17 protein-coding genes and 2 riboswitches are annotated in these 17,876 nt (G+C 63.5%); of the genes, 14 read left to right on the forward strand and 3 right to left on the reverse strand.

From position 1 onward, the window contains the following. Positions 1-72 precede the first annotated feature (72 nt). From J3B00_RS18435 to J3B00_RS18445, 3 genes are all read left to right on the forward strand, one after another. Positions 73-579 carry a sigma-70 family RNA polymerase sigma factor gene (locus tag J3B00_RS18435; protein ID WP_209869884.1) on the forward strand — a complete coding sequence of 169 codons (507 nt, stop codon included), beginning with the start codon at positions 73-75 and terminating at the stop codon, positions 577-579. After that, complete coding sequence (locus tag J3B00_RS18440) at positions 576-1,553, forward strand: FecR domain-containing protein (RefSeq protein WP_209869887.1); 978 nt, start codon at positions 576-578, stop codon at positions 1,551-1,553. Before J3B00_RS18435 ends, J3B00_RS18440 begins: the two co-directional genes overlap by 4 nt. A 92-nt stretch (positions 1,554-1,645) precedes the next feature. After that, positions 1,646-4,081 carry a TonB-dependent receptor gene (locus J3B00_RS18445; RefSeq protein WP_209869890.1) on the forward strand — a complete coding sequence of 812 codons (2,436 nt, stop codon included), beginning with the start codon at positions 1,646-1,648 and terminating at the stop codon, positions 4,079-4,081. A gap of 6 nt (positions 4,082-4,087) precedes the next feature. Here J3B00_RS18445 and thpR read toward each other — a convergent pair whose 3' ends face one another. Further along, complete coding sequence (gene thpR, locus J3B00_RS18450; RefSeq protein ID WP_209869893.1) at positions 4,088-4,633, reverse strand: RNA 2',3'-cyclic phosphodiesterase; 546 nt, start codon at positions 4,631-4,633, stop codon at positions 4,088-4,090. 215 nt (positions 4,634-4,848) lie between these two features. Between thpR and lpxO the strand changes: the two genes are divergently transcribed. Both lpxO and J3B00_RS18460 read left to right on the forward strand, forming a co-directional pair. Continuing rightward, positions 4,849-5,748 (forward strand): lipid A hydroxylase LpxO, encoded by a 900-nt coding sequence (gene lpxO / locus J3B00_RS18455; RefSeq protein WP_209869897.1) that lies wholly within the window; start codon positions 4,849-4,851, stop codon positions 5,746-5,748. A gap of 180 nt (positions 5,749-5,928) precedes the next feature. Next, positions 5,929-6,498, forward strand: coding sequence for a GNAT family N-acetyltransferase (locus J3B00_RS18460; RefSeq protein ID WP_209869902.1), 570 nt, complete (start codon positions 5,929-5,931; stop codon positions 6,496-6,498). A gap of 75 nt (positions 6,499-6,573) precedes the next feature. Here J3B00_RS18460 and J3B00_RS18465 read toward each other — a convergent pair whose 3' ends face one another. Further along, positions 6,574-7,320 carry an outer membrane beta-barrel protein gene (locus tag J3B00_RS18465; RefSeq protein ID WP_209869905.1) on the reverse strand — a complete coding sequence of 249 codons (747 nt, stop codon included), beginning with the start codon at positions 7,318-7,320 and terminating at the stop codon, positions 6,574-6,576. A 161-nt stretch (positions 7,321-7,481) separates the two neighbouring features. After that, positions 7,482-7,687: riboswitch (cobalamin riboswitch) on the forward strand. Positions 7,688-7,798: 111 nt separating this feature from the next. On the opposite strand from J3B00_RS18465, the gene J3B00_RS18470 reads away from it, so the two are divergent. The 7 genes from J3B00_RS18470 to J3B00_RS18500 all read left to right on the forward strand — a co-directional run bounded on the left by J3B00_RS18470 (position 7,799) and on the right by J3B00_RS18500 (position 16,378). Then, the gene (locus tag J3B00_RS18470) at positions 7,799-9,925 is read left to right on the forward strand and encodes a TonB-dependent receptor (RefSeq protein ID WP_209869908.1); all 2,127 of its coding nucleotides are present in this window, start codon (positions 7,799-7,801) and stop codon (positions 9,923-9,925) included. A 318-nt stretch (positions 9,926-10,243) separates the two neighbouring features. Next, positions 10,244-11,410 carry a DUF1624 domain-containing protein gene (locus J3B00_RS18475; RefSeq protein ID WP_209869912.1) on the forward strand — a complete coding sequence of 389 codons (1,167 nt, stop codon included), beginning with the start codon at positions 10,244-10,246 and terminating at the stop codon, positions 11,408-11,410. Between the two features lie 27 nt (positions 11,411-11,437). Continuing rightward, positions 11,438-11,639: riboswitch (cobalamin riboswitch) on the forward strand. Between the two features lie 126 nt (positions 11,640-11,765). Continuing rightward, complete coding sequence (locus J3B00_RS18480) at positions 11,766-12,779, forward strand: ABC transporter substrate-binding protein (protein WP_209869915.1); 1,014 nt, start codon at positions 11,766-11,768, stop codon at positions 12,777-12,779. Further along, on the forward strand, positions 12,776-13,792 hold the full coding sequence (locus J3B00_RS18485) for an iron ABC transporter permease (protein ID WP_209869918.1): 1,017 nt from the start codon (positions 12,776-12,778) through the stop codon (positions 13,790-13,792). Before J3B00_RS18480 ends, J3B00_RS18485 begins: the two co-directional genes overlap by 4 nt. Then, positions 13,789-14,577, forward strand: coding sequence for an ABC transporter ATP-binding protein (locus J3B00_RS18490; RefSeq protein WP_209869921.1), 789 nt, complete (start codon positions 13,789-13,791; stop codon positions 14,575-14,577). Before J3B00_RS18485 ends, J3B00_RS18490 begins: the two co-directional genes overlap by 4 nt. 17 nt (positions 14,578-14,594) lie before the next feature. Then, positions 14,595-15,035 (forward strand): pseudoazurin, encoded by a 441-nt coding sequence (locus J3B00_RS18495; RefSeq protein ID WP_209869924.1) that lies wholly within the window; start codon positions 14,595-14,597, stop codon positions 15,033-15,035. Positions 15,036-15,040: 5 nt separating this feature from the next. Continuing rightward, positions 15,041-16,378 carry an OprD family porin gene (locus J3B00_RS18500; RefSeq protein WP_209874975.1) on the forward strand — a complete coding sequence of 446 codons (1,338 nt, stop codon included), beginning with the start codon at positions 15,041-15,043 and terminating at the stop codon, positions 16,376-16,378. Between the two features lie 12 nt (positions 16,379-16,390). Here the strand turns inward: J3B00_RS18500 and J3B00_RS18505 are convergent, their stop codons facing one another. Next, the gene (locus J3B00_RS18505) at positions 16,391-16,693 is read right to left on the reverse strand and encodes a hypothetical protein (RefSeq protein ID WP_209869927.1); all 303 of its coding nucleotides are present in this window, start codon (positions 16,691-16,693) and stop codon (positions 16,391-16,393) included. A 447-nt stretch (positions 16,694-17,140) separates the two neighbouring features. Here J3B00_RS18505 and J3B00_RS18510 point away from each other — a divergent pair, with 447 nt between their 5' ends. After that, positions 17,141-17,404: a hypothetical protein gene (locus J3B00_RS18510; RefSeq protein WP_209869930.1), complete on the forward strand. Its 264-nt coding sequence runs from the start codon at positions 17,141-17,143 to the stop codon at positions 17,402-17,404. Next, positions 17,404-17,676, forward strand: coding sequence for a DUF3077 domain-containing protein (locus tag J3B00_RS18515; protein ID WP_209869933.1), 273 nt, complete (start codon positions 17,404-17,406; stop codon positions 17,674-17,676). Before J3B00_RS18510 ends, J3B00_RS18515 begins: the two co-directional genes overlap by 1 nt. Positions 17,677-17,876: the final 200 nt, after the last annotated feature.

Raw genomic sequence — 17,876 nt, forward strand, 5'->3', positions numbered from 1 at the left:
CGCCCATTGCGAGAGGACAAACGACCCGGCTACCATTGAGAACGATTCACACTCACAACCGGATACCAGGCGTTGGACAGCACCTCGACCCGCAAGCTGGGCTTCTTCTTCAGCGACCATCATCGCTGGCTGCTGCAACACGTCCATAAACGCCTGCGCAACCGTGCCGATGCCGAGGACACAGCGGCCGAAGCGTTCTGCCAGATGCTCGGTGCGCGGGTTGACCCTGACACCATCGAGCAACCGCGCGCCTATCTTTCGACCATCGCCCGCCGGCTGATCTTCGACCGCCACCGCCGCCGCCAACTGGAACTGGCCTACCTCGAGCGTCTGGCCCATCTGCCCGAGCAGGTCGCGCCCTCGGCCGAGGAGCAATTGCTGCTGATCGAGGCGCTGATCAGCATCGACCAGGTGCTCGACGGCCTGCCCGCCATCGTCAAGACCGCCTTTCTCTACAGCCAGCTCGACGGCATGAGCTACGTCGAGATCGCTGGCAAACTGCAGCTGTCTGAACGCACCGTCAGCCGCTACATGAAGCAGGCCCTGCGCCAGTGCTACCTGAGTGAGCTGCAGCCATGAGTACGCGCCCGCTGGACAGCGTCACCGAGCAGGCCATCGACTGGATGGTCGAGCTCAACGCCCGCACGCCCGACGGCGCACTGCTGCGCCGCCTGGAGCAGTGGCTGGGCCAAGACCCACGTCACCAGCAAGCCTGGGACCGCCTGCAACAGCGCCTTGGCCGTCCGTGCGCGGCGCTGCGCGCGCTTGATCAGCGCGCCCCTGGCCAGGCTGGCGAAGCCCGTCGGTTATTGCTGCAACCGACCCGTTCGCGCCGCGAGGTGCTGCGCGGCCTGGCCGGCCTCGGCCTGCTCGGAGGCGGCTTGTGGGCCGGCTGGCGCAGTGACGCCACCCAGGACTGGCTGGCCGACCTGCACACCGCGGCCGGCCAACGGCGCACGTTCGTTCTCGCTGACGGCAGCCAACTGAGCCTGAACAGCGCCACTGCCGTCGACCTGCAGTTCGATGGCGAGCAACGGCTGCTGGTCCTGCGCCACGGCGAGTTGCTGATCCAGGTGGCCCGCGACCCACGCCGGCCCTTGCGCGTGCGTACCGCGCAAGGCCAGGTACAAGCGCTGGGCACACGTTTTCTAGTCAGCCAGGAAGCAGCCGCAACACGTGTGGTGGTGCTGGAACACAGTGTGCGGGCCAGCTTGGCCGATGGCCGTTACCAAGACTTGCAACAGGGCCAGGCCGCCCTGCTGCGGCCAGCGGGCATTGAACGGCTGGACAGCGAGCAAGGGCAACGTACCGCCTGGATCGAGGGCAGGCTGGAAGTGCTCGATGAGCCGCTGCACGTTGTGATCGACGCTTTGCGCCCGTACCAACGCGGCTACATTCGCCTGGCGCCAGGCTTGCGCGACCTGCGCGTGCAGGGCGTGTTTCCCCTTGGCCAGCCGCAGCAGGCCTTGGCCGCACTGGCTGAAACCCTGCCGATCCACGTCAATAGGTACGGTCCGTGGCTGACCTTGATTGGCGCCAAATCGGCAAAATGAAAATATTTCTGCAAATCATTCACAACGGTGTCCGGTTTTTGTTTCTCGTCCCACCTATCTCCTGACAGCCAATATCAAATCGGGAGAACACCGTGCACAACAACTGGCCCCGCGCCCTGCCCCTCGTCGTCGCCCTGAGCAGCCTCAGTGCCCTCGTCCAGGCGCAGACCCTGTCGTTCAACCTGCCGGCGGCAAGCCTGGCCAGCACGCTCAACCGCATTGCCAGCCAGAGCGGCCACATCATCGCCCTGGAGCCGGATCTGGTACGCGGCAAGCAAGCGCCTGCAGTGATCGGCCAGATGAGCGCCGAAGAGGCCATGCAAGCAGCCCTGGCCGGCAGCGGCCTGCAACTGCGGGTCACCAGCAGCGGCCACTTCAGCGTGGCCCCGGCCAGCGTCGGCGGCGATGTCATGGAGCTGGGCGCCACCAGCGTCACCGACAACTACCTGAATGCCACCAGCGAAGGCAGCGGCTCCTATGCGGCGCGGGCAGTGACCCTCGGCAAGGGTACCCACACCCTCAAGGAAATTCCCCAGTCGGTGACGGTGATCACCCGCAAACAGCTCGACGACCAGGGCATTACCGACCTCAAGGACGCGATCAACCACACCACCGGCCTGGTCGGTGCCCAAGGCATCGGCCCAGGCATGGTCATCACCTCGCGCGGCTTCCAGATCGACGACTGGCAATACGACGGCGTGCCGATCCAGCGCAACAACTATTCACTGGGCAACTGGGCGACCCAGGACCTGGTGTTTTTTGATCGCGTCGAGATCCTGCGGGGAGCCTCCGGCCTGCTGCAGGGCACCGGCAGCCCTGGTGGCGCAATCAACCTGGTGCGCAAGCGCGGCCAGGCCACGCCGACCGTGGCCATCACCGGTAAAGCTGGCTCGTGGGACCATTACGGCCTGCAACTGGACGCCGGCGGGCCGCTGACCAGCAGCGGCAACGTGCGTGGGCGGATGGTCCTCGACGAAGACCAGAGCGACAGCTTCATCGATTACCAGTGGGGCAAGACCCACTCGCTGTATGGTGCGCTGGACATCGACCTGAACGATTCGACGACGATTGGCGGCGGCATCAGCTACAGCCGTGAAGAGTCGCGGCCGATGCTGCGCGGCATCCCGCGCTACGCCACCGGCAAGCCGGTCGACCTGCCACGCTCGACGTACACCGGTGCCCGCTGGAGCCGCGCCGAGACCGACGTCACCACCTATTACCTGGACCTGGAACATCGCTTCAACGACGACTGGGCCTTCAAGGCTGCTGCCGTGCGCATGGACGAGACCAATACCTCTACCCATCAGCGCGTGCAGACCGCCGACGAGGGCCTGGAGCCTAACGGTGACGGCGTGAGCTATGCCGACTGGATTACCGACTTCCACAATACCAAGCTGGGCCTGGACATGAACGTGGTCGGCCATTTCGATACCGGCTCTGTGGCCCACGAAGTGACCCTGGGTGGCAACTACGCCAAGCTGACCTCCGATGACGCCTACTGGCGCAAATTCTTTGCCGGCAGCGGCAACATCTTCGACATCGACCACAACCGCCCGGAACCGAGCCGCGACAGCTTGTTGCAGGGGCCGATCGGTCGCCACAACGAGGCCAGCTACGACATTCGGCAAAAGGGCCTGTACGGCGCCTGGCGGGTCAAGCCAACCGAAGACCTGACCCTGGTGCTAGGCACCCGCGTCAGCTGGTTTGACTACAGCTGGGATTCGATCGACTTCAACAACCCGACCGACCCCGGTACCCGCTACCCCACCAGCCGCATGACCGAGTCGGGCGAAGTCACCCCGTACGCCGGCTTTGTCTACGACCTGACCCGCGAGTGGTCCTGGTACGCCAGCTACACCGACGTGTTCGTCCCGCAAACCGAACGCGCACTGGGCAATGCGCCGCTCAAGCCGATCGTGGGCAGCAACTACGAGACCGGCCTCAAGGGCGAGCTGCTCGATGGGCGAGTCAATGCCTCGATCGCGGTGTTCCGCTACGACCAGGAAAACCGTGCTGTCACCGACCTCGCCTCCGGCCAGGAGTGCGACGGCTGGTACTGCTCGATGGCCTCGGGCAAGGTGCGCAGCCAAGGTGTCGAAGCCGAGATCAGCGGTGAGGTGGTGAGCGGCCTGCAGCTGTTCGCCGGTTACACCTACAACACCACCAAGTTCATCGACGACCCGGACAACGAAGGCCGCACCTTCAGCCAGTGGACGCCCAAGCACATGCTGCGCGCCTGGGCCGACTACACCCTGCCGGTGGACGGCCAGCGCTGGAGCACCGGCCTGGGCTTTACCACCCAGAGCCACACCCTCGGTTACGAGCGCACCTACGAGGTGCCGGGCTACACGGTCTGGAGTGGGCGCGTGGCGTACCAGCTGACGCCTGAGGTGAACCTCGCCGTGAACGCCAACAACCTGTTCGACAAGAAGTACTGGGTGGCCGGCTTCAACCAGCTCAACGGCAGCAACAACTATGGCGAGCCGCGCAACTTCATGCTGACGGTCAAGTACACGCCGCAGTTCTGAGCCTGATCAGTCCGCCAGGGGCCACTGCGCCAGCGGCCAGTAGCGGCCCTTGCGCGACTCGTAGAGGGTGAAGTGGCGGGCCGTCAGGTAGAAGTCGGCTGCAGTCGCGGCCTCAGGTACCTGCCCGGGAAAATCCCGGGACAGGGTCAGGTGCGGGCGGTACTCGCGCTTTTCCTGGGCAATGCCCAGCGCCAGTGCGGCCTGCTCAAGGGCATACACCAGCTGGCGCAACGCCGGCGGTGTCTGTTGCGCTTCCAGCACCAGGATCCCAGGCCGCGGCCACACTTGCAGTTGATCGAGGACAACGCGCAAGGGCGCCGCGGGTCGCTTGATAGCGTCGACTGCGGCGCACAACGCGGGCACCTGTGCGACGTCGACATTGCCAAGAAACAGCAGGGTCAGGTGGAAATTATCCGCCGGCACCGGCTTGCCGCTGCGCAGCGCCAGGTCGCGCCGCCATTGGCCGATGTCACGGCGCTGGGCATCACTGACTGGCAAAGCGAAGAACAGTCGCTTGAAAAGGGTGCCGCTGGGGCGGGCTTCCTTGGCCATGGGCGCTCCTCGAAGATTGAAATGACTGCCTGAGTGTACCGTTTGCCTACCCGTTCAAGGGCCAAAAAGCCAGTTGAAACGTTTGCGCAAGCTGTAGCCCATTACACCAAAGTCCACCGGATTCGAAGTAACAAGAAGTACAAAGTCGTATCACGATTGTTTATGCTGGCGGGCTTACGCCATGGCGCATGGCCATTTTCGACAAGTATCCGTTCATGAAAATTGCACTCGTACTCCTCTTCGTCATCTCGATCGCCTATGTGCACCTGCGCGGTCGGGTGCGTCACAAGCTGACCCGCCAGCTGAGCGATCACTCCAGCTTCCTGGCCCCGATCAACAGCTTCCTCTACCTGTTTTCCAGGCATCCGGCCAAGCCCTACCTGCCGGTGGACGCGTTCCCCGAACTGCAGCCGCTCAAGGACCATTGGCAAGAGATCCGCGCCGAGGCGCAGCAGCTGTTGCACGTGGGCGAGATCAAGAAATCCGACAACTACGACGATGTCGGTTTCAACTCGTTCTTCAAGACCGGCTGGAAGCGCTTCTACCTGAAGTGGTACGGCGAGAGCCACCCGTCGGCGATGAGCCTGTGCCCGCGCACCACTGAACTGCTGCAGGGTATCGGCACGGTCAAGGCGGCGATGTTCGCCACCCTGCCACCGGGCGCCAAGCTGGTGCGCCACCGTGATCCGTACGCGGGTTCCTATCGCTATCACCTTGGCCTGGATACGCCCAACGACGATGGTTGCTACATCGACGTCGATGGCGAGAAGTATTCCTGGCGTGATGGCGAAGCGGTGATCTTCGACGAGACGTACATTCACTACGCCGCCAATACCACCGAGCACAACCGGATCATCCTGTTCTGCGATGTGGAGCGACCGCTCAAGTACCGCTGGGCAAGCGCCTTCAATCGCTGGTTCAGCAGCAAGGTCATGGCTGCCGCCGCCGCGCCCAACAATGCCAATGACAAGACCGGCGGCATCAACCGCCTGTTCACCCGCATCTACAAGATTCGCGAACGCGGCAAAGCCCTGAAAAAGCGCAACCGCATGCGCTATTACCTGGAAAAGTGGCTGGTGGTAGCGGCGCTGGTGCTGGTGTTTATCTACATCTGAGTGTGCGCTGCAGGGCCGGCCTCTTCGCGGGGCAAGCCCGCTCCTACAGGATATTCACCGTTCCTGCAGGAGCGGGCTTGCCCCGCGAAGAGGCCGGCCCAGACTCCCCCCAGTACCCTTCTCTTGCGCGACGGCGCCGCGCCCACCAGACTTGGCGGCCAAGCCCATGCAGGAACCACCATGATCCAGATCCGCGCCATGACCGCAGAAGACTTTCAGCGCTTCTGGCCCACCTTCGAGTCTATCGTCCAGGCCCGTGAGACCTACGCCTTTGACCCGCAACTGAGCATCGACCAGGCGCGCCATCTGTGGCTGGAGTTGCCCCTGCATACCTTGGTCGCGGAACAGGACGGTGAACTGCTCGGGTCCTATTACCTGAAGGCCAACGCCGCCGGCCCCGGCGCGCATGTCGGCAACTGCGGCTATATGGTCTGCCCGACAGCCCGTGGGCGTGGTGTGGCCAGGCTGATGTGCGAGCACTCGCAGAAACTGGCGCGCCAGGAAGGGTTTCTCGCCCTGCAGTTCAATTCGGTGGTGGTCAGCAACGAAGTAGCCGTCGCGCTCTGGCACAAGCTGGGGTTCGAGACGGTCGGGCGCTTGCCCAAGGCCTACCGGCATGCCCGGCTGGGGCTGGTGGATTGCCTGGTGATGTACAAGTGGCTGGCGGATGAGCCCGTGGTCGAGAAGCCAGCGCTGCTGATCGGGCGCAAGAACATTGAAGCGCGGGTGTCGCGTAGACGCGGACGTTGACAGCCGCTGCGCGCTTTAAGCTTCAAGCTACAAGAAACGGCTTTTTCTTGCAGCTTGCAGCTCGAAGCTTGTCGCTTAGAAGGCCAGACCTACCTTGAACCCATACTCATCACGCTTGAGCTTGGTGTTATCAGCGACCGGCGAATCTTCATCGAGCTTGTACTCGGTGCGGGTGTAGTAGACCCCGGCGTAGATCGGCATGCCGCCCTGCTGGTTCATCAGCAGGCTGATCTCGGCATACGGGTTGGTGCGGTCCTTCATGTCCACGCTGTCGCTGCCAAAGTCATCCACCTTGAGCTTGGCGCGGCCGTCGAGGGTGTGCCGGGCACCGACTTCGACGCGCAGGGTCGCGGCATCGAACTGATGGTTGTAGCCCACTGCGGCCTTGGCAAAGGGCGATTTGTAGGTCAGCTCGGTGTCGAGGTCGTTCAGTTCCGGCTCGAAGCGCGACCAGTTGTAGCCACCCCCCACGGTGACATCGACGAAATTGCGCGCATCCAGCGCCGCACGCCAGCCGACATCCAGGTCAATGTTGGCTTCCTTGAGCTTGTTATCCTTTTTTTCAGCGTACTTGGCATCGGCGCCGAGCTGATAGATCAAACCAGATTCGGCAGTCATCTTGTTGCCAAAGTTGGCGAACAAGCCGCCCTGCCCCAGGTGATCCTTCTCAGACTCCGAGCCGCCCTCGTACTTGAAGGTGTCGTAGCTGCCCAGCAAGCCAAAGGTGAACAGGGGGTCGGTGCTTGGCGCAGCAGTGGCAGCCAGAGGCGCACCGAGCAGGGCGAACAGGCAGGAGTGGCGCAGCAGGTTACGGGTGGACATTCGTGGCAGTCTCCATGACGGAATGTTGATGACAATCGTGCGGTTCGAGACCAGCGCGGAAAAAAAAGTTCGAAAAAAAAACAGTAAAAACCCGTAACCCTGCGCCTCATCTGAAAAATCCACCTCAGCCGCACAATTGACTGACCATCCGTTCGATGGTCAGATGCGCGCCAGTTTCAGGTGTCCTGCGCCGCCGTGCGCAGGGTTAAACGGGAAGCCGGTGCGTCGTTGTCACGACAAGTCCGGCGCTGCCCCCGCAACGGTAAGCGAGCGAACCCTTCGACATACCACTGTGCGCCAGCATGGGAAGGTGAAGGTTTCATGATCCTCGCAAGCCCGGAGACCGGCCTGCGACTTCAGTTGGCAAACCCGCGGTGGGCGGGCGCAGGCCGGTTTGCGCGTGCGCGCCTGCGTACGTGCCTGCTCGTCTTTGCGTTGTTTCCACCGGGATCCATTCTTCCTGCGACAGTGGAACGACATGTCCCGTATCAACACGCTTCACACCCTGGCGGCCTGCCTGGCCGTCTCTCTGCCGGCCCTGGCCGATGAACCCCGCGACCCAGTGCTGGCCCTGCCCTCCACGGCCATCACCGATACCCGCGACAGCGCAGCCATCGACCTCGCCACGCCGACCCAAGCCGGCTCACGGCTGGGCCTGAGCGCCTTGGAGACCCCGGCCAGCACCACCAGCATCAGCGCCGAGCAGATCCAGCAGCGCAGTAACCTCACCGTGCAGGACGCGGTCACCCGCTCGCCAGGCATCACCTTCATCGGCACCCCGGGTGACGGCGGCACTGGGTTGTCTGCGCGCGGCTTCACCGGGCACGGCTCGGTGATGACCCTGTTCGACGGCGCGCGCCTGTACACCGGCGCCGGCACCCAGACCTTTCCGGTCGACCCGTGGCTGGTCGAGCGCATCGACGTACTGCGCGGTCCCGCGTCGGTGCTCTACGGCGAAGGCGCAACCGGGGCGGTGGTCAACGTCATCCCGAAAAAGCCTTTTGCCGGCGAGGTTCGCAACCACTTGCGCCTGGGCTATGGCTCGTGGGACCGCCAGCAGCTCGGCCTGGACAGCGGCGGCAGCCTGAGCGAACGCCTGAGCTACCGGCTGACGGTCAATCAGCAGCAAGACAATGGCTACGTTGATCGCGGCGACTCGCGCAACCTGGCCATGAGCGCGGCGCTGCGCTTCGACGCCAGCGACGACCTGAGCTTTACCCTGGCCCACGAACGCGGTGATGCCGAGCCGATGAACTACTTCGGCACGCCGCTGATCGATGGCCATTACCGCGACAGCGTGCGCGACAAGAACTACAACGTGGGCAACGCCAAGCTGCGCTACCACGACGAATGGACCCGGCTGAATACCGACTGGACCCTCACTGACAGCATCAGCGCGAGCAACCAGCTGTACTACATCAAGGCCCGCCGGCACTGGCGCAACGCCGAGAACTACAATTGGGACGCTGACCGCGGCCAACTGCTGCGCAATGGCTTCCTGCAGATCAAGCACGACCAGGAGCAGATCGGCGACCGCCAGAGTTTCACCTTCGACCATGCGCTGTTCGGCCTCAACAGCAAGACCGTGGTCGGCGCCGAGTACAACAAAATCCGCTTCAAGCTGACCAACAACTCGCCCTACAACGACATCGGCGGCGACTACATCGACCCGTGGCAGCCGGCCCCTGGCGAGTTCGACAGCGCCAGTGCGTTACGACCGCGCACCTTCAGCAGCACGCATACCCTGGCCGTGTTCGCCGAGAACCGCACCCAACTGACTGATCGCCTGTCACTGGTAACCGGGGTGCGCCGCGACCAGAACCATATCGACCGCGACAACCTGCTCGACGGCACGCGCAGTGACCGCAGCATCAATGGCGGCAACTGGCGGGCGGGGCTGGTGTTCGCGCTGAGCGAAGACCTTTCGCTGTATGGCCAGTACTCGACCAGCGAGGATGGCGTGAGCAACCTGATCAGCCTCAGCCCAACGCAGATGGATTACGACCTGACCGAGTCGAAGCAGACTGAGCTGGGGCTCAAACAGCGCTTCTGGGACGGCCAGGGCGAATGGACGCTGGCGGCGTATCACATCGTCAAGAAGAAGCTGCTGGTCGACGACCCGATTACTCACGAGAAGCAGCAAGCCGGCCAGCAGCGCTCCGATGGCCTGGAGGCCAGCGTGGAACTGGCCTTGGCCAATCAGTGGCAGGTGTCGGCGAATGCGTCGCTGGTACGTGCCCGGTATGACGATTTTGATGAAAGGGTGGGCGGCGTAGCGACTGATCGCAGCGGCAAGCGACCGGACAACGTACCGCGGCGCAGTGCCAACCTGTGGCTGAGCAAGGGCTTTGGGCAAACGCTGGACGCCGGGGTTGGCCTGCGTTACGTGGATGCGCGATTTGCTGATACGGCCAACAGCCAGAAGATCCCTGGGTATACCGTGGTGGACGCTGATCTTGGCTGGCAGGTGCTGCCTGATGTGCGGTTGGGGTTGCAGGTGTACAACCTGCTGAACAGGGATTATGTGGTTGCGGCGTACAGCGGCGAGCAGTGGTTGCTGGGGGCGCCGCGGTCTTATCTGGCTACGGTTGATTACCGCTTTTGAGGACAGCCAGCGCGCATGGCGCCTGGCTTGAACCCGCCGGGGCTGCTTCGCAGCCCTATCGCGACACAAGGCCGCTCCCACAGAGATCGCGCCAGCTTGAGGTTTGGTGCAAGACAGAATCTCCCACAACCACAGCGCAAGTCTTGAGGCCTGCGCCGTCTCTGTGGGAGCGGCCTTGTGTCGCGAAATGTGGGCGCAGCCCTCACCGGCATCACCTCCAGATACGCTCCGTTCGCCGTGCAAAAAAGTTGCTCCCTTATCGCGAAAAAGATATAAGATAACATTTCATTTGACACACACTCCTGCCTGCGAACCCCCATGACAAGCGCCTCCGCCACCCCCACCCTGCTTACCCAGCGCCTGCAGAGCATCGACGCTCTGCGCGGCCTGGTGATCCTGTTCATGCTGCTGGACCACGTCCGCGAGACCTTCTTCCTGCATCGCCAGGTCGGTGACCCGATGAACGTCGACGTTACCGAACCGTCGCTGTTCTTCAGCCGTACCCTCGCCCACCTGTGCGCGCCAGTGTTCGTCCTGCTGACCGGCCTCTCGGCCTGGCTCTACGGCGAGAAATACCAGGGCCGCGGCGCCACGTCGGCATTCCTGTTCAAGCGCGGGTTGTTCCTGGTGGTGCTGGAGTTCACCCTGGTCAATTTCGCCTGGACCTTCCAGCTGCCACCGAGCGTGATCTACATGCAGGTGATCTGGGCCATTGGCGTCAGCATGATCGCCCTGTCAGTGCTGGTCTGGCTGCCGCGTCCGGCACTGATTGCACTGGGTGTGCTGATCATCGGCGGGCATAACCTGCTCGACGGCGTGCACTTCGAACCCGGCTCGTTCATGCACGTGCCGTGGGCCATCCTGCATGACCGCGGCTGGCTGGAGTTCTCCGACAGCCTGCGCCTGCGTACCTCCTACCCGGTGCTGCCGTGGATCGGCGTGATCGCACTCGGCTATGCCTTGGGCCCGTGGTTTGCGCGCGGTAGCGATGCCGGCGAGCGCCAGTACCGGCTGCTGCTGGCCGGCGCCCTGGCCCTGCTCGGTTTTCTCGTGGTGCGCATGCTCAACGGCTACGGTGAAGCGCCGTGGAGCGCCTACCCGAGCCTGATGCAGACGCTGATGAGCTTCTTCAACATCACCAAATATCCGCCATCGCTGTTGTTCCTGGCCCTGACCCTGGGCGTCGGCCTGCTCCTGCTGCGCGGCTTCGAGCGCGCCGGCCAGGCCCGCTGGATCAGCGCACTGGCAGTGTTCGGCGCAGCGCCAATGTTCTTCTACCTGCTGCACCTGTATGTGCTCAAGCTGCTGTACCTGGCCAGCGTCGCCCTGTTCGGCCTCAATCACGGCGACTACTTCGGCTTCGACAGCATCGGCGCGGTATGGCTGGGTGCCGTACTGCTGGCAACGTCGCTGTACCTGCCCGTGCGCTGGTTCGCCCAGCTCAAGGCCCGCCGTCGCGACATCGCCTGGCTCAAGTACCTGTAAAAAGCGTTTCACCCGGCGGCGCGATGGTCTACCATGCCGCCCGCCGGTTTCCACCACGGAATTAATAGGGAATCCCAGGCCTGCCTAGCCGCAGGCTAACTGGAACTGCCCCCGCAACTGTAGGTGCCGAGCCTGCTCCATCAATGCCACTGGATCACGTGATCCGGGAAGGCTGGAGCCGGGCCATGACGCACCAGTCAGGAGACCTGCCGGCAAACATTTACCAACCGGCGGGGTGTCCGGGATGGCCATCTCCACCCTTTCCAGGGTGCTGCCCGTTGCCTGGCGCAACGGGCTTGGCGATGCCTGTCCGTGCGTTCATTCCGTGAACCGTTCGATAGGAGATCGTCCCACCATGCTGCTCCGTTTTGCTGCCCTGTTTGCGGGCTTGAGCCTGACTGGCCTGGCCCACGCCGCCGCTACCCACTACCCGCTGACCGTCGATAACTGCGGCGCACCGCAGACCTTTGCCCAGGCCCCCGAGCGCGCAGTGACTATTGGCCAGGCCGGCACCGAAATGCTCTATGCACTGGGCCTGGGCGACAAACTGGCCGGCACCTCGCTGTGGTTCAACAATGTCTTGCCCGAGTTCAAGGCACAAAATGACCAGGTCGAGCGCCTGGCCGACAACGACCCAAGCTTCGAGGCCGTGGTCGGCAAGCGGCCGCAGCTGGTGGCGGTACAGTTCGAGTGGATGGTTGGCGCGCAAGGCGTGGTCGGCACCCGCGAGCAGTTCAGCGAGCTGAACATCCCCACCTACCTGCTGCCCTCCGACTGCGAAGGCAAGGACAACCTGGTCGGCGCCGACGGCACCCGCCTGCAGCCGTTCAAGATCGACAGCATCTACAAGAGTGTCAGCCAGCTGGCGGAAATTTTCGATGTGCAGGACCGCGGTGCGGCGCTCAATACCGAGTTGCAGGGCCGCCTGGCAAACGCCAAGCAGCAGTTGGCCGGCAAGGACCTGTCGAACACCTCGGCGCTGTTCTGGTTCTCCAGTGCCGACCTCGATATCGACCCGTACGTGGCTGGTCGCCAAGGTGTCGCCGACTTCATGCTGCAGACCCTGGGCGTGCGCAACGTGGTCACCTCCAACGAAGAATGGCCGACCGTGGGCTGGGAAACCCTGGCCAAGGCCAACCCGACCTGGCTGATCATCGCCCGCATGGACCGCCGCCGCTTCCCGGCCGACGATTACCAGAAAAAACTGGAATTCCTCCGCAGCGACCCGGTGACGAAGAACATGGACGCGGTCAAGCACGGCCGCATCATCGTTCTCGACGCCGATGCCATGCAGGCCGGCATCCGCCTGTTCCGTGGCCTTGAAACCTTGTCTTCCGCCTTCGCCACCGGTAAAGCCGCACAACCATGATCCGCCTGTTGCCCTACAGCGTCCTCGCCCTCGTCGCCCTGTGCGTAGCCATGCTGGCCGGCATCGCCATCGGCGAAACGCCACTGTCGCCCAGCGTGGTCTTCCAGGTCCTGGCCAACCACCTGTGGAATGCCGGCTACGCGGTCGACCCGATCGACGCCGGCATCGTCTGGAACTACCGCCTGACCCGTACCCTGGTGGCGGCGGCGTGCGGCGCGGGCCTGGCGACCTGTGGGGTAATCCTCCAGGCGTTGCTGCGCAACCCGCTGGCCGAGCCGTACCTGCTCGGTTTGTCGGCCGGCGCTTCGACCGGCGCCGTAGCGGTGGGCTTGCTGGGGCTGGGCGGGGTTGCGCTGACGATGTCTGGCGGCGCCTTTATCGGCGCGTTGGCTGCCTTCGGCCTGGTCTTGCTGCTGTCGCGCGCCAGCGGCCCGAGTGGCGGCAATGCCCAGGTGATCCTCGCCGGTATTGCCGGCTCGCAACTGTTCAGCGCGCTCACCGCCTTCTTGATCACCAAGTCGGCGACCGCCGAACAGGCCCGGGGCATTCTGTTCTGGCTGCTGGGCAACCTCAGCGGCGTGCGCTGGCCGTCGGTGTGGCTGGCCCTGCCGGTCGCGCTGGTGGGCCTGGCGGTGTGCCTGTGGCACCGACGGGCGCTGGACGCGTTCACCTTCGGCGCCGACTCGGCAGCCTCGCTGGGGATCCCGGTGCGCCGCACGCAGTTGCTGTTGATCAGCTGCGCGGCGTTGGTCACCGCAGTGATGGTGTCGATCGTCGGCGCGATCGGCTTCGTCGGCCTGGTTATCCCGCATGCCCTGCGCCTGCTGCTCGGCCCTGGCCATAGCCGCCTACTGCCGGCCAGTGCACTGGGTGGCGCGCTGTTCTTGATCAGTGCCGACATTCTTTCGCGCACGCTGATCCCGGGCCAGGTGATCCCGGTCGGGGTGGTCACTGCGTTGATCGGCGCACCGGTGTTCGCGCTGATCCTGATCAGCCGCAGGGGGCGCCCATGACCATCATGAGTGCACTGCAGGCAGCTCCGCTGGCCTGCCAGGGACTGGGCCTGCGCCTGGGCGGTACGGCCGTGTTGCACGACATCGATCTTGCCGTGATCGCCGGTGAAACCCTGGGCGTGGTCGGCCCCAATGGCTCGGGCAAGTCGACCCTGCTCAAGCTGCTCGCCGGCCTGCTCAAACCCAGCAGTGGCGCTGTGCAGTTGCAGGGCGAAGCGCTGCTGCAGATGCCGCGAAGGCGCGTTGCGCAAGCCTTGGCGCTGGTCGAGCAACAGGCCGACACCAGCGATGCCATCAGCGTCTACGACGCCGTCGCCCTGGGCCGTACGCCCTGGCTGTCGGCACTGGCGCCGTTCGCCAGGCAAGACCGAGCCATCGTCGAGCAGGCGCTGACCAACCTCGATGCCCTGCACCTGCGTGATCGCCTCTGGCATAGCCTCTCCGGCGGCGAACGACAACGCGTGCACATCGCCCGCGCGCTGGCCCAGAGCCCGCAGCTGCTGCTGCTCGACGAGCCGACCAATCACCTCGACATCCAGCACCAGCTGAGCCTGCTGCAGCAAGTCCAGGCCCTGCCGGTGACCACCCTGGTGGCCCTGCACGACCTCAACCAGGCCCTGACCTGCGACCGCCTGGCAGTGCTCGATAAAGGCCACCTGGTGGCGCTGGGCAAACCGCTTGAGGTGCTCACCCCGGAACGCCTGCTGAGCACCTTCGGCGTGCATGCCCACTACTTTACCGACCCCTACGATGGCGCGCGCATTCTGCGTTTTCGCGCCCCCTGAACCTGGAAGTTCTCGACATGCTGTTGCGACCTCTTGCCCTGTTGCTGTCCTGCGCCCTATTGGCCCCTTCGGTGCTGGCCGAAGTTCATGAAGTGAAGATGCTCAACCGCGGCGCAGACGGCGCCATGGTCTACGAGCCCGACCACCTGCGCATCGCCCCTGGCGACAGCGTGCGCTTCCTGCCGACCCAGAATGGACACAACGCCGCCAGCGTCCCGGCGCTGCTGCCGGAGGGTGCCCAAGCGTTCAAGAGCAAGCTCAACCAGCCGTTCGAACAGACCTTCAGCGTGCCTGGGCTGTATGGCATCCAGTGCATCCCGCACTTGGCCATGGGCATGGTCATGTTGATCCAGGTTGGCGAGTCGCAAGCAGCCCCCGCGGCCGTGCCGGGCACCCTTCCCGCCCGCGCCAAGGCGCGCTTCGACGCCCAACTGGAGAAGCTGGAGGCCAATCAATGAGCCGCTTGCAACGCGTCGTGCTGATCCTGCCGTTGCTGGCCGTGGCTCCGCTGGCCCTGGCTGAATCGGCCCAATCCAAGTCCAACGGCTTTGTCGAAGACAGCAGCTGGAGCCTGCTCAACCGCAGCGTGTTCGACCAGCGCGACTACCGCCACGGTGGCAGCAACAGCGCCGGGCGCAACGCCTACAAACCGCGCAGCGAACGTAATGGCAAGGCCGAGGAATGGGCCTACGGCTTGATGGGCACGTTGCAGTCAGGTTTCACCCAGGGCCTGATCGGCGTCGGCGTGGATGCCCACGCTTATCTCGGCGTACAGCTCGACAGCGGCGGCGGCCGTGCCGGCAAGGCGCGCTTACTCGGGGTCGACAACGACGGCCATCCGAAAAACGAATACAGCCGCGCCGGCGCCGCGCTCAAGCTGCGCCTGTCCAACACCGTGCTGTCGTATGGTGAGCAGCGGGTCAAGACCCCGGTGTTCAGCTCCTCCGACAGCCGCCTGCTGCCTGAAACCGCGACCGGGTTTTTCCTCACCAGCAGCGAGATCGACACGCTCAAGCTGGTTGCCGGCCACTTCAACGAAAGCACCGACCGCAATGCCTCCAGCCACAATCAAGGCTTTGTGGTGAATTACTCCAACGGCCGCCAGGGCAACAGTTTCGACCTCGCTGGCGCGGTGTGGAACCCGAGCAGCGCCGTCAGCGCCAGCCTGTACACCTCGCGCTATGAAGACAGCTGGAACCAGCATTATCTGGGCAGTACCCTCAGTCACGCCCTGGATGACCAGCGCAGCGTCAGCCTCGACCTCAACCTGTACCGCACCACCGACACTGGCAAGGCCCTCTCCGGGCGGATCGACAACACCACCTGGAGCCTGGTCTCGCGCTACAACCAGGGCCCGCATGGCTTCAGCCTCGGTTGGCAGCAGGTCGATGGCAATACCCCGTTCGACTACGTCACCCGCGGTGCGATCTTCATTGCCAACGCGGTGCAGATGTCTGACTTCAATGCCCCCAACGAGAAATCGTGGCAGGCGCGCTATGACTTGAACATGGGCGGTTATGGCGTACCCGGGTTGAACCTGACGGCGCTGTATGTGCGCGGCTTCGACATCGACGGCAGCCATGTCGACCCCAATGGCGGCTATGCCTACCTGGGTTACGGCAAGGGCGGCAAGCACTGGGAGCGCGACCTTGAAGCGCGCTATGTGGTACAGAGCGGCAAGGCCAAGGGCACCACGTTCTCACTGCGGCATAACGTGCATCGCGGCAATACCGCGCAGGCGGAGCTGGATGGCGACCAGATTCGCCTGGCGGTGGAGTATCCGTTGACGGGTGGGTTCTGATCTTGGCCCCGATTAGGCAAGGCCCCAAGATGCCCTTTCCTGTGGGGTCATGCCGGCCACCACTTGGGCGAACGTTTCGTTGAACTCCGAACTGACATTGCCGAACGCTTTGAAGTTGGTCAGCAGATAGCGCTTTACGGTGTTCGGCCAGTTGCCTGCCTGGTGAGCTGAATTGATGATGCCCTTGGCATCCTGGTAGTTGCTGGCGGGGCGGGTTTGCGTGAGGCGTTGTTCGAAGTCGCCGAAGGTCCATTGGTCTTCGCGCAGTTCGAATTCGTTCAGCAGTTTGACTTTGTATTGGGCCAGTTCGGGCATGGTGGATGCTTCCTTGGTTGATAGTTACATCCAGGAACATACCCAATAGCCAGGGATGATGAAATGAACAGTGTGACCCTTTGGCGAGGGTATATGTAGGATGATTCCTAGGCGGGAACTTTGTAGGACATTTCCTAACCTGCAACCAAATGCTTCAGGTTGGCTGTGCTTCGGAACTATCCTACGCGCCTTGCCGAAGCGTCCGTATTGTCGGGGACATGCCTCGGGGATAACTTCCTCGGGTCGCCATTTTCATGGTGACCGGGTGTGAGAACCCGATTATGAATCAATCGGCAAGCTGTTATGGCGGCCGTGCGCGGGCAGACTTCGGTCTGGCCGAGTTTTCCTTGATTCCCTCGGTTTCTCACTCCGCGCACGGCTGTCACCCATGATCTGTGAGAAGGTCAAAAGGGCAGCCTCCTTCTTAAGGAATCAGGGAGCCTAGCCATGAAAAAGATCGTACCCGACCCGCCTACGCCCCAAGACCCGTTCTACGCCTCCATCCACCCCAACCTGTACCCGCCTGACGCACTGGCCCACGCCCTCGAACTGCTGCGTAGTGTCTCCACCACGATCGATGCGCACTGCCATGCCAATGCCGGATCGCCTGGCCTGGATAGGCTGGCCAATGCCGGCCACTGCACCGAAACCACACGCGCGTTGGTCGAGCACGTGTTCGACATGCTGCAATGGCGCCAGGGAGGTGAGTGATGAGCGACGAACCTAAATCCGACGTTACTGTTGGCGTCGAGACCTTTTTCGAGGTGGGCGAGAATTCCAGCCATATTTTCCGGGTGATGCCGGGGGTGCCGTTTGAATATGCCTATGAGCAGGTGTCGGTGCTGCTGGGGTATATCAAGCACCTGGTGCGCGAGGGGGATATGGAGGATGACCACAAGTTTCTTGGTGCTGCCGATTACCTGAGTGCGTTTGCCAAGGCGATCATGGATGACATTGAGGTTGCCCGGAGTCAGTTGCATTGAGTCTGGCTTGAGAGTGCCGGGGCCGCTGCGCGACCCTTTCGCGACACAAGGCCGCTCCCACAGAGACCGCGCATGCCTTGGAAACTGCGCGGTCCGTGTGTGGGAGCGGCCTTGTGTCGCGAAAGGGTCGCGCAGCGGCCCCGGCGAGCTCAAGCCTGATGCAATTTCAGAAGCCCCAAGCCGCCAGCGCGGGCTAGCAC

This window comes from Pseudomonas sp. BP8 (assembly GCF_017875955.1).
In the GTDB taxonomy this organism is placed as follows: Bacteria; Pseudomonadota; Gammaproteobacteria; order Pseudomonadales; family Pseudomonadaceae; genus Aquipseudomonas.